The sequence below is a fragment of the Thermaerobacter composti genome (assembly GCF_033582035.1).
Taxonomy (GTDB): domain Bacteria; phylum Bacillota; class Sulfobacillia; order Thermaerobacterales; family Thermaerobacteraceae; genus Thermaerobacter; species Thermaerobacter composti.
Genome location: NZ_CP132508.1, coordinates 190,809 through 202,980, shown reverse-complemented (window position 1 = coordinate 202,980; position 12,172 = coordinate 190,809). Strand labels below are relative to the sequence as shown.

Below are 12,172 nucleotides of genomic sequence, written 5' to 3'. Positions count from 1 at the left end.
CCTCCCGGTCCCGCGCGCCTCCAGTGTACTGCGGGCGTCAAGTCCCAAACAAGCGTTTGCCGCCCAGGTCGATCACCGGCTGGGCCGGTTCGTCCGGCGGGGGCACCAGCAGCAGGCCCAGCGGCGCCGCGGGGTCGAACCGGTTGGTCTCCAGGGTCAGGGACCGCGAACCTCTGCGCACCTCCAAGCGGAGGTAGTGGGCATACGGACCGCTGGCGTCGCGCAGGTCAGCCGGCCGCCGCACCGGCTGCCCGTTGACCGTGAGGATCACGTCGCCGGGCTCCAGGCCCAGCCGGGCGGCCTGGGAGCGGGGCCCGACCCAGAGCACCCGCAGGCCGTCGGCGGCCGGCCCGAAGGCGGGACGTCCCCACCGCTCCCGGGCCAGACCGGCAAAGATCATCGCCTCGTGGAGCAGGGGAGAGGCCAGGACGGCGGGCCAAGCCCAGAGGGCGTGCCGCTCCGCCAGCACCGCCATGGCCATCAGGGCCGCCCCGTAGCCCACCAGCCCCAGGGCCATGCGGCGGGAGCGGACGCCGGGTGGCGCCGTCAGGGCGACGTCGGTGTACCCGAGGGCGGCCAGCAGGGGCAGGGCCGCCACCGCCACCGCCGCGGGGTCCGCCGCCTGCAGCGGCGCCGGCCGCACCAGGGGCCACCAGTCGGGCATCGCGATGCCCTGACCGGGTGCCGGCATGTGGAGCAGCACCAGGATGGCGGCGGGGACCGGCCAGAAGCGCTGCATCAGGTAGCCCCCGACCACCTCGCCCCGCCCGTTCCGGGCCAGCACCGGCGTCGCGCCCTCGGCGCCGTCGATGTACACCAGGATCGCCTCGGCCAGGTGCAGCGCGCCGACCAGCGCCACCAGCCCGGGCACGTGGACGTCGGGCCATCCCACGAGGAGCGCGCTGACGCCGATCACCCCGGTGGCGTACGCGAAGCACATGAATCGGGGGCGGATGAAGGCCAGGGCCAGGGCCACCGGCCACAGCGGGAGCGCATCGCGGGGCTCCAGCACCACCCCGGTCGCCATCATCACCATCGCGCCGACGAACCCGCCCACCAGCCCCGCGGCCAGCGCCGTCAGCACCCGGTGCCAGGTGGGCACCAGCGGCTGCCCGTAGAGCCCGGCCTCCATCCGCGCGATGCGGGCGTACTGCAGCGCCACCAACCCGAGCACCAGGAGGAACAGGGGCGTGTAGGACGGGTAGATCACGGCCGCCGGCAGCGTGTCCTGCAGCCACTGGCGCGCCAGCTCAAGCAAGGGGAGCCCCCACGGTTCGCTCATGTCCGTCCCGCCACCATCTGCCGCACGCGCTCGTAGCCCGCCTGGAGCTGGGGATCGCGGCCCAGGTCCCCCATGGCGCTGAGATCCTCGAGCTCGAAGGGTACCTTGACGTCGGGTTCGATGCCCTTGCCCATGACGATGGGGCGCTCCTTCGGCGTCAAGTAGCGGGCGACGGTGAGCTTCACGCCGGCCCCCGCCGCTTCGCCGCCCAGGCTCCTCCAGCTCCGGCCCTCCAGGGGCCAGACCGTCTGCACCGTGCCCTTGCCGAAGGTGTGCTCGCCCACCAGCACGCCGACGCCGTAGTCCTGGATCGCGCCGGCCAGGATCTCCGAGGCGCTGGCACTGCCCTGGTTGATCAGCACCACCAGGGGCAACCCCAGCGCCTGGGCGTCGGACGAGTGGGTCTCCCGGCCCCGGTTGCGGTACTCGATGTGGACGATGGGGCCCCGCGGCAGCAAGCGGTCGGCCACCTGGACCACCGCCTGCAGCTCGCCGCCGGGGTTGTTGCGCAGGTCCAGGATCAGGCCGCGCATCCCCTGGGACCGCAGCTCCTCCAGCGCCGCCTCGAAGTCGCGGGGCGTGTCGGGGAGGAACTGGGTCAGGTGGATGTAGCCGATGCCGCCCTCCAGCATGTGGGCCTGCACCGAGGGCACGTCGATCTGGCGCCGGGTCAACACGAACCGCAGCGGCCGGTCGTGCCCGCGGCGCATGACCTCCACCGTCACCTGGGTGCCCTCGGGGCCGCGGATCATGCGCGCCACCGCCTCCACCGACTCGCCCGTCACGTCCTTGCCGTCGACGGCGACGATCACGTCCCCGGGCCGCAGGCCCACGGGATCGCCGGGCTTGGCCCCCTCGAAGGGCGTGGTGGCACCGGGCGAGCCCTCGAACAGCGACTGCACCACCACGCCCCCGTCCTCCGCCTGGGACACGGTGACGCCGATGCCCGTGTAGTGGCCGGAGACGTCCATGCGGAACTCGCGGAACTCCTCGGGGTCGAAGTAGGCCGAGAACGGGTCTCCGGTCGCCGCCACCACGCCCCGGGCCGCCCCTTCGAGCAGCTGATCCAGGGGCAGCGGATCGACGTACTGGGTGCGCACCAGCTGGATCACGCGGAGGAACCGGTCGAACTCGGGGGATCGCACCAGCTCGTCCAGCAATTGCTGCTTCTCGGCGTCGCTCAGCGCCACGCTGCGGGGAAACAGGCGCAGCCAGAGGCCTTCCACCCGGTCGGCGACGGCCAGGGTCGCGACGGCCGTCAGAAGGATCAGCACCAGTGCCCCGGCGACGGCCTGGCGCAATGTCAGGACCGGGCGGTCACCCTCCCGCCCGGCTGGCCCCGAGGGGAACGAGGGTCCGAAGGTCGTCATGGCGATCTCGATCCTCCCAGCCGGAACGAGGCCGATGCCGCCAACAGCCTATGCCCCCGCTGGCACGAGCCGAACCGCCGGACGGACGGGCGCGGCAGCGCGGATGGGGCGGCGGGGCCGATCGGCCGCGGCGCGCCGGCCCGCGGCACCCGTGGCCGGCCGCACCGCAGCGGCCGGTCGGGCCGCACCGCCAGGCCCGCGGCGGATGGTCCATCGCTCCGCGCCACCGCGACCGCGACGCGCAGCCGGTCGCCCCCCGGCGGCCGGTCGGGCCGCACCGCCAGGTCCGCGGCGGATGGTCCATCGCTCCGCGCCACCGCGCCCGCGACGCGTGGCCGTTCGCCCACCGGCGGCCGGTCCGGCCGCGGCCGGGGCCCGCGGCGCCGGAGAGTCCATGGGGTGAGGACGACCGGACGGTCTTGTCCACCCGCCCACCGGCCCCCTTCCGCCGCGGGCGGCCTGCGGGCACCCGCACTGCGCTCGGCACCGTCGCACGCAATCGATCTCGGGCGTCCCCGTGCCACCGCGGGCAGCCTGGGGGCGCCCCCGCGAGTTCGGCACGGTCGCACGCCGCTGGGCATCGGGTTCCCCCGTCCCGCGGCAGCCGGCCTGAGGTCCCCCAGCGCTGCCGGCAGTCCTGGGCTGTGCCCGCGCGGCCTCGCGGGACTCGCGGGGACTCACGGGACCGCCCGTGGGGATCTCCATTCAGGATAGCACAACGCCGTATGCGCCCCGCGGGCGCGCCCCACCGGCGCCGCGGCGCCCCCCCTTGGGGCGCATCGGTCGTCCCAGGGTGCGTCGTGTCGGCCGCCCAGGCGCTCCGTCGCGTGCCCCCGGGCGTCGGGCGTGGGGCTTGGACCGGAATGGGGAGCGCCCCAGGCGCCACGCGCGCGGGCCGGGTCCTGCAAGGCCCGGCCCGCGCGGCGGCAAGGCGACGGCGCGGCAGCCCGGTGAAGGTGCCGCGGCAGGCGCGACCCATGAGGATACCACCACGGCATCCCGGTACCCCCATGGCATCGCTTTCACCACCACGACTTTGGCACCGCCACGGCATCGCAGCGAGGCCACGGCATGGTAGCGAGGCCACGGCATGGTAGCGAGGCCACGACACGGCGGCGGGGGCCCGGCCTGCTGGCGGGGCTGCTGGCGTGGCCCATCCTTCGGGCGAGGCGTCGTGCCAGCGGCGAGGCCACCCGGCGTGACCGTCTACCAGGCGGTCCTCCGGTTGACGATGGATGCCAGTTGAAGCGCCGCGACCAGACCCCGTCCCGGCGAGGATGCCAAGGCGCCGCGACCACGCGCCGTCCCGGCGATGCGCGCGCGGTGCTTTGGCCCCGCCCCGGGGGCGGGGCCAAAGCACCGCGCAGTGAGCCCACAGCGGCCACGGTGCCGCGTGAGGCCGAGGCGCCGCGACGAGCCCCAGGCGCGGCGGCGCCCGGCCCGTCACCACGGGCCGGGCGCCGCCCAGGCCAGCCACAGGGCTAGCGTAGATACGGCATCGGATCCACGGGCTGGCCGTTCACCCGGACCTCGAAGTGCAGGTGGGTCCCCGTCGAGGCGCCCGTGGTGCCCACCATCCCGATCACCTGACCGCGCCGCACCGTGGTACCCGGTCCCACGTAGATCTCGCTCAGATGACCATATAGGGTGGACAGCCGCTCGTCGTGGGCGATGACGATGGCGTTGCCATACCCCGACATGTAGCCCGCCGTTACCACGATGCCGTCCTCGGCGGCCACTACCTTGTCCCAGGTGCTGGGATCCGGATCCGGCGGCCCCTCGGCGTCGATGTCCACCCCGGTGTGCATCCGCACGGAGCCGTAGATCGGGTGATTGCGATAGCCGAAGCCCGAGGAGATGTAGTACTCTCCGGGCACCGGCCAGGCGAAGCGGCCACCGCCTCCGCCGCCACCGCCGCCGCTTCCGGCCACGGGGCCGCCCCCGCCCTGCCGCGGCCCGCGGCTGCGGTTGCGCTGCAGCGCCTCGAGGCGCCGCTTCAGGTCCGCCTGCAGGTTCTTGAGCATGCGCTCGACCGCCCGCGAGTCCGCCTCCAGCGCCGCCAGGTGCCGCTGGATCTGGCGGCGCTGCTCGGCCAGCTTCGCCAGCTCAGCCCGGTGGCTGGCCACGGTGGCGTTCAGGCGCTGGTGCTGGCGCTCCACCTCGGCCTTGAGGGCCGCGAGACGGCGCCGCTCCGCCTCCAGCTGGCGCTTCTCGGCTACCAGCCGCTCCCGTTCGGCCTTGACCTCGGCCATGACCTCCACGTCGTGCCGCAGGATCCGGCTGAGGAGGTCCAGCCGCGTCAGGAAGTCGGCAAAGCTGTTCGCCTCGAACAGGACCTCCACGACGCCCACGGTCCCGTTCTCCTGGATGGCGCGCAGGCGTCGGGCCACGTAGTCTTCGCGTTGCTCCAGCCGGCGCGTCGCCTCGTCGATCTCCCTCTGCTTGGCCTCGACGCGGGCCTCGGCCTCCCGCACCTGTTCCGTCAGCTCGGCCAGGCGCACCCGGGTGGCGCGGATCTGTTCCTCCAGGATCCGGACCCGCTCGGCGATGGCCGTCTCATCCTGCTTGAGCGCCCGGAGCCGCCGCTCGGCGTCGGCCTGCTCCTGCTCCAGCCGGCGCAAGGTGGTGTTGGCCTCGTCGATCTGCTCACGCAACGCGCCGATGGAGCTGGCCGCCTGCACCGGCGCCGGCACCGGGCCCATGGCACCGGCCACCAGCCCGGCGACCAGGACGAACCCCGCCGCCGCGGCCGCCGCCCGCCGGTACCTGCGCCCCCCTGGCCGACGGCCAGGCCAAGACCTGGCTCCGAATCGGCCTGCATCCGCTGCGATTGGGCTTGGGAGGCTGGAATCCGGTCCCTCGCCATCGCGTTCGCCATCGCCGGCCGCAGCCGTCGGCACCGCCCGACCGGAGCCCTCCCCGGCGGGCCGGGGCTCGTCCAACCCCGGCCCTTCCGCATCACGCCATGCCATGCCCAAGACGCCCTCCCCGGCATCGTCCGGCCGTCCCGTGGCACGCCGCCGGCCCTGCGGCCGGCCCGAGACGGCCACGCGGCCGCCGCGGAACCCCGCGCGCCGGCCCGGGTGCCCACCCCGCCCCGGCGCGCGCGACGGCCGGTTCGTCCCTTGGCAACCGCCTTCAGCCCTTCACACCCGCAGGTGACGACGCACCGACATGGAGCTGCCCAAGGCGCCCAGCAGGGTCCCCCCCACCAGCAGCGCCTGGGCGACCTCGCCCAGCAGCGGCTCCTTGGGCACCAGCGGCACGAAGGGGATGGCCTCGGTGACCTCCAGCATCAGCCGGTCATACCCCCACCAGGCCAGGGCCGCCGCGGCGCCCGCCCCCACCAGGCCGAGCAGGATGCCCTCGATGATCAGCGGCCAGCGGATGAACCAGTCGGTGGCGCCCACCAGCTTCATGATCTGGATCTCGCGCCGCCGCGCGTACACCGTCAGTCGGATCGTGTTCGAGATGAGGAACAGGGTGGCCACCGCCAGCAGGCCGACCAACACCGCCGAACCGAGCCGGATCGCATCCCCGATGCGGCGGATCCGGTCCGCCAGATCCCGCCGGAACTTGACGTCTTCGACGCCCGGCCCCTGGCGCAGGGCGGTCACCACCTGCTCGCCGTAGCGCGGATCCGCCAGCCGGACCTCGATGGCGTCGCGCAGGGGGTTCTCCTTCTCGACCCCCTCGAGCAGATCGGCCCGATCGCCGAGCAACGCCTTGAGGTCGCGCAGGGCCTCTTCCTTGGTGACGAACCGGGTCTCGGCCACGCCGTCCATAGCGGCGATGCGCCGTTCCAACGCCCGGCCCTCCTCGCGGGAGGCGTCCGGCGACAGGAAGGCCACCACCGCCACCTGCGACTCCACGTAGCCCGCCAGGTGCCGGATGTTGGCCGCCACCACCAGCAGCAGGCTGAGCACCACCAGGGACACGAACACGGTGGACGCCGAGGCGAAGCTCATGAACCCGTTGCGCCGGATCCCCGTGATCGCCTCGCGCAGGAAGTAGCCGAGCGTATCAAATCGCACGCTCGTACACCCCCTGGGCGTGGTCGGCGGCGATCCGGCCCCCTTCGAGCCGGACCACGCGGCGCTTGAGGGCGTTCACGATGGTCTGGGCATGGGTCGCCACCAGCACGGTGGTCCCCCGGCGGTTGATCTCCACCAGCAGCTCCATGATGCCCCAGGCCGTCTCGGGATCCAGGTTGCCGGTGGGCTCGTCGGCCAGCAGGATCTTCGGGTGGTTGACCACGGCCCGGGCCACCGCCACCCGCTGCTGCTCCCCGCCGGAGAGCTCCGAGGGCAGCGCGCCGGCCTTGTCCCGCAGGCCCACCAGCTCCAGCACCTCGGGCACGCGCCGGCGGATCTGGCGCGGCGTGTGCCCGGTGACGAACATGGCGAAGGCAACGTTCTCGTACGCCGTGCGGTTGGGCAGCAGCTTGAAGTCCTGGAACACGACGCCCATCTGGCGGCGCAGGAAGGGTACGTCCCGCCGCCGCAGGCGCCCGACGTTGAGCCCGTCCACCATGACGACGCCCTGTGTGGGCGTCTCCTCGCGGTAGATCAGCCGCACCAGCGTGGACTTGCCCGCCCCGGACGGCCCCACCAGGAAGACGAACTCGCCGCGCTCCACATGCAGACTGACGTCTTCCAGCGCCGTAACCCCGTTGGGGTAGACCTTGCTCACGTTGATGAACTCGATCACGGGGGGTGCCACCTCTCGACAATTCCCGCGCCCGGCGTACTTCGACGGCCCGGGGACAAACCCTGCCCCCGCGCGGTGGAAATGGCTCCAGGCGGGGGCACGGCAAGGGGAGGCCGGACGGCACCTCCCGTACAGTGATCGATGGGACGGTTCGGGAGTTGACCGGCAAGCCCTTCCGGCGCCGGACCCGTCGGCCGGCGCCACAGCAGGCGGCCGCGGGGGAGCGGGCCTGGCCGGCCCTCAGCGCCCGCCCCGGCCCGCTCCCTCGGACGAACCGGCCCGCGCCTTGCCTGCGACGCCGGCCCGTCCGTCGCGCCCGCCGTCGGCGGCACCGTCCCCGGCAGCGCCCGCCCCTGGGGACGGCGGGGTCGCCCCGGCGGCCCGGTCGCCCGCGGCGACCCCCTTGTCGCGGCCGTCGCCGGCGCTGCCGCCGCGGCCCAGCTTGCCCGTGCGGGCGGCCTCCCAGCGGAGGTAGGCGTTGATGAAGGGGTCCAGGTGGCCGTCCATGACGGCCTGGACGTTGCCCACCTCGACCCCGGTCCGGTGGTCCTTGACCAGGGTGTAGGGTTGGAAGACGTAGGAGCGGATCTGGTTGCCCCAGGCGATCTCGCCCACCTCGCCGCGCAGGGCGGCGATCTCCTTCAGCCGCTGCTCCTCGTAGTAGCGGGCCAGGCGCGCCTTCAAGATCTTCATCGCCGTCTCCCGATTGGCGTGCTGGGACCGCTCGTTCTGGCAGGTGGCGACGATGCCCGTGGGCAGGTGCACGATCCGCACCGCCGACTCCGTCTTGTTGACGTGCTGGCCGCCGTGGCCACCGGCCCGGAAGACGTCGATGCGCAGGTCCTCCGGCCGGATCTCGATCTCCGGGCTGTCGCCCAGGTCCGGCAGCACGTCCACCGAGGCGAAGGACGTGTGGCGCCGGCCGGCGGCGTCGAAGGGCGAGATGCGGACCAGCCGGTGGACGCCGTGCTCGCTGCGCAGGTAGCCGTAGGCGTTGGGCCCACGGACGGCGAAGGTGACGCTCTTGATGCCCGCCTCCTCGCCCTCCAGCAGGTCCAGGACCTCGACCTGGTAGCCGTGGTCCTCCGCCCAGCGGGTGTACATGCGCCAGAGCATCTGGGCCCAGTCCTGGGACTCCGTCCCCCCGGCGCCGGGGTGGAGGGAGACGATGGCGTCGTAGCCGTCATAGGGCCCGGTGAGCAACAGGTCCAGCTCCAGCTGGCGGAGCCCCGCTTCGGCCTTGGCGATGCCCTCCTCGATCTCCGGGACGACCGACACGTCTGCCTCCTCGGCGGCGAGCTCGGCCAGCACCTGCAGGTCCTCCAGCTGGCGCTCCAGCTCCTCGTAGCGCTCCACCGGCCCCTTGAGCAGCTTCAGCTGGCGCACCTGCTGCTGGGCACGGGCCGGATCGTCCCAGAACGAGGGATCCGTCATCGCCGTCTCGATGCGCTGGATCTCCCGCCGCTTGCCAGCGAGGTCAAAGATCATCCCTCAATTCTTCCAGCCGCGGACGCAGGGCGCGAATGCGGCGCAGCAGTTCGTCCCACATGCCGATGCGTCCCTCCTCCCGCTTCCTGCCAGGGCCGGCGGCCCCGCGGGCCCTGGACGGGCCGCGGCCCTCCAGGCGCTCACGCCGTACGACCACAGCATTTCTTATACTTCTTCCCGCTGCCGCATGGGCAAGGGTCGTTGCGCCCCACCTTGTGGACGCGGACGGGCTCGCGCCGCGCGGCGGCCGGGGCCGCTCCCGCCCCGGCCCCGACGGCGCGCCCACGGCCCGCGACGGCGGCGGCAGGCCCGGCGGCCCCACCGGCCGCTTCGCCGGCATCCGCGCCCTCCGCGCCGCCGCCCGTCGCGGCCAGCGCGAAGACGGGCACCCGGCCGGCCTCCTCCCGGGCCCCCACGGCGACGCGCCGCCGCTGGGGCTCGGCCTGCCCCGGCCGCACCTCCAGGTGCATCAGAATCCGCACCACGTCCTCCTTGATGCTCTGGATCATCTGCTGGAACATCTCGTAGGCCTCGAACTTGTACTCCAAGAGGGGGTCCCGCTGGCCGTAGGCGCGTAGCCCGATGCCGTCGCGGAGGTCGTCCATCGCCGCCAGGTGGTCGACCCACTTCTGGTCCACCACCCGCAGCAGCACGACCCGCTCGAGCTCGCGCATCGTCGCGCTGCCGACGGCCTTCTCCTTCTCCTCGTAGAGGCGGAGGAACGCGGCCTTGATCTGCTCGGCCAGGGCGTCGCGGCCCATGTCGGCCAGTTCGTCCGCGCGGAGGGTGCCGGCGGGGAGGAAGTTGCCCTCGAGATACTCCACCAGCCCCTCCAGGTTCCACTCCTCCGGGTGGGCGTGTTCGTTGCAGTAGTTGTCCAGCGCCGCCCGGATGATGTCGTCGATCATGCCGAGGATGTGCTCGTGCACGTCCTCGCCGTTGAGCACCCGCCGCCGCTCGGCGTAGATCACCTCGCGCTGCTTGTTCATCACGTCGTCGTACTCGAGGACCTGCTTCCGCAGGGTGAAGTTGCGGTGCTCCACCTTGCGCTGGGCGTTCTCGATGGCGCGCGTGATCAGCGGGTGCTCGATGGGCTCATCCTCTTCCACGCCGAGCCGGTCCATGATGCCGCGGATGCTGTCGGAGCCGAACAGGCGCAGCAGATCGTCCTCCAGCGACAGGTAGAACCGGGACGAACCGGGATCCCCCTGGCGGCCGGCGCGGCCGCGCAGCTGGTTGTCGATGCGCCGCGACTCGTGGCGCTCGGTGCCGATGATGTGCAGACCGCCGAGTTCGACCACCCGACGGTGCTCGGCCTCGGTCTCCCGCTTGGCCTCTTCCAGGAGGCGCAGGTAGTCGCGGCGCGCCTGGGCCAGCTCGGGGTCATCGGGGTCGAGCTGACCCGAGACGGCGCTGATGACCTCGGGCGGGTATCCCAGCTTGCGCATGCGCTGCCGCGCCAGGAACTCCGGGTTGCCGCCCAGCAGGATGTCCGTGCCGCGGCCCGCCATGTTGGTGGCGATGGTCACCGCGCCGACGCGGCCGGCCTGGGCGATGATCTCGGCCTCCCGCTCGTGGTACTTCGCATTCAGCACCTGGTGCGGGATCCCCCGCCGCTTGAGCATCTCGCTCAGCCGCTCGGACTTCTCGATGGAGACCGTGCCCACCAGCACGGGCTGGCCGCGCCGGTGGCACTCCACGATCTCCTCCACCACGGCACGGAGCTTGGCGGCCTCGGTCTTGTAGATGACATCGGGGTAGTCGCGCCGGATCATCGGCTTGTTCGTCGGGATCACCACGACGTCGAGGCCGTAGATCTTGGAGAACTCCTCCTCCTCGGTGGCGGCCGTGCCGGTCATGCCCGCCAGCTTCTCGTACATGCGGAAGTAGTTCTGGAACGTGATGGTGGCGAGCGTCTGCGTCTCGCGCTCGATCTTCAGGCCTTCCTTGGCCTCGATCGCCTGGTGGAGGCCGTCGGAGTAGCGCCGGCCGAACATCAGGCGGCCGGTGAACTCGTCGACGATGATCACCTGGCCGTCCTTGACGACGTAGTCGACGTCGCGCTTCATCAGCTCCTTGGCCTTGAGCGCGTTGATCAGGTAATGGGCGTAGTCCACCGGGTTGTCGGGGGCGTAGAGGTTCTCGACCCCCAGCATCTGCTCCACCCGGTGGACGCCCTCCTCGGTCGGCGCCACCGTGCGCGCCTTCTCGTCCACCGTGTAGTCCCGGTCGCGTTCGAGCTTGCGCGCGATCTCGGCGAACCTGTAGTAGAGCTCGGTGGGCTTGTCGGCCATGCCGCTAATGATCAGCGGCGTCCGCGCCTCGTCGATCAGGATGCTGTCGACCTCGTCGACGATGGCGTAGTGCAGCTCGCGCTGGACCACCTGCTCGGGATACAGCGCCATGTTGTCGCGCAGGTAGTCGAACCCGAACTCGTTGTTCGTCCCGTAGGTGATGTCCGCGGCATAGGCGCGCCGCCGCTCTTCGAAGGTCAGGCCGTGGACGATCACGCCCACGCTCAGACCGAGGAACCGGTAGACCCGGCCCATCCACTCGGCGTCGCGCTTGGCCAGGTAGTCGTTGACGGTGACGATGTGGACGCCGCGCCCCGTGAGGGCGTTCAGGTAGGCGGGCAGCGTGGCGACCAGGGTCTTGCCCTCGCCGGTCTTCATCTCGGCGACCTTGCCCTCGTGGAGCACGATGCCGCCCATCAGCTGGACGTCGAAGGGCCGCATGCCGAGCACGCGCCTGGCGGCCTCCCGCACGACGGCGAAGGCCTCATGGAGGAGGTCGTCCAGGGTCTCTCCGTCGGCCAGGCGCCGGCGAAACTCGTCGGTCTTGGCGCGCAACTCGGCGTCGGTCAAGCGCACCATCTCGGGTTCGAGGGCGTTGATCCGCTCGACCTCCCGGGACAGCCGGCGGATCTCCCGCTCGTTGTAGTTGAAGAGGTTGCGGAGCAACCCGAGCATCGCTCTCATCTCCTGAAGAAAAAACCGGCGTCGCGCTCGCGCCGGGGAATGCTCGGCACCTGGGCCCGCCACCGGGGCGCCGGGAGACGCCCCGGGTCGACCGCGTCCGGGCATGGGAACACGGGCACGGCCGATCGGCCAGCGACCGACCGGCCGCGCGTCCTCCTTATTCTAGCATGGTCATGGGGGGCATTCCACGCGGGCAGGGGGGCATTCCACGCAGGCGGCGACATCGGCCCACCCGGGCGGCGACGTCGGCGCGTCGCGTCGGACACCCATCACCCCAGACGCCGCGGGCATCCATCACCCCGTCCGCCGCGGGCCGCCCGGGCCCCTTCCCGCCGCACGGCCCG

Annotated in this window: 6 protein-coding genes and 1 pseudogene; all 7 read right to left on the bottom strand. The window is 72.5% G+C overall.

The annotated features are described in order from the left end of the window. Positions 1–37 precede the first annotated feature (37 nt). The 7 genes and pseudogenes from Q5761_RS00875 to secA all read right to left on the bottom strand — a co-directional run bounded on the left by Q5761_RS00875 (position 38) and on the right by secA (position 11,819). Entirely contained in the window at positions 38–1,282 is a 1,245-nt protein-coding gene (locus Q5761_RS00875) for a PDZ domain-containing protein (protein WP_318750831.1), read from the bottom strand. Continuing rightward, positions 1,279–2,652: a S41 family peptidase gene (locus tag Q5761_RS00870; RefSeq protein WP_135224745.1), complete on the bottom strand. Its 1,374-nt coding sequence runs from the start codon at positions 2,650–2,652 to the stop codon at positions 1,279–1,281. Before Q5761_RS00870 ends, Q5761_RS00875 begins: the two co-directional genes overlap by 4 nt. Before the next feature lie 1,481 nt (positions 2,653–4,133). Next, positions 4,134–5,354, bottom strand: coding sequence for a murein hydrolase activator EnvC family protein (locus tag Q5761_RS00865; protein WP_318750830.1), 1,221 nt, complete (start codon positions 5,352–5,354; stop codon positions 4,134–4,136). Between the two features lie 444 nt (positions 5,355–5,798). Further along, complete coding sequence (gene ftsX, locus Q5761_RS00860) at positions 5,799–6,686, bottom strand: permease-like cell division protein FtsX (RefSeq protein ID WP_135224743.1); 888 nt, start codon at positions 6,684–6,686, stop codon at positions 5,799–5,801. Further along, positions 6,676–7,362: a cell division ATP-binding protein FtsE gene (gene ftsE, locus Q5761_RS00855; RefSeq protein ID WP_135224742.1), complete on the bottom strand. Its 687-nt coding sequence runs from the start codon at positions 7,360–7,362 to the stop codon at positions 6,676–6,678. Before ftsE ends, ftsX begins: the two co-directional genes overlap by 11 nt. Before the next feature lie 456 nt (positions 7,363–7,818). Next, positions 7,819–8,911, bottom strand: a pseudogene (gene prfB / locus Q5761_RS00850) (peptide chain release factor 2); the annotation flags it as partial. 79 nt (positions 8,912–8,990) lie between these two features. Continuing rightward, on the bottom strand, positions 8,991–11,819 hold the full coding sequence (gene secA, locus Q5761_RS00845) for a preprotein translocase subunit SecA (protein WP_318750829.1): 2,829 nt from the start codon (positions 11,817–11,819) through the stop codon (positions 8,991–8,993). Positions 11,820–12,172 lie beyond the last annotated feature (353 nt).

What these genes read in the sequence shown, in the direction of transcription:
- Q5761_RS00875 (WP_318750831.1), bottom strand. Translation starts at nt 1,282, where the DNA reads ATGAGCGAACCGTGGGGGCTCCCCTTGCTTGAGCTGGCGCGCCAGTGG.
- Q5761_RS00870 (WP_135224745.1), bottom strand. Translation starts at nt 2,652, where the DNA reads ATGACGACCTTCGGACCCTCGTTCCCCTCGGGGCCAGCCGGGCGGGAG.
- Q5761_RS00865 (WP_318750830.1), bottom strand. Translation starts at nt 5,354, where the DNA reads ATGGGCCCGGTGCCGGCGCCGGTGCAGGCGGCCAGCTCCATCGGCGCG.
- secA (WP_318750829.1), bottom strand. Translation starts at nt 11,819, where the DNA reads ATGCTCGGGTTGCTCCGCAACCTCTTCAACTACAACGAGCGGGAGATC.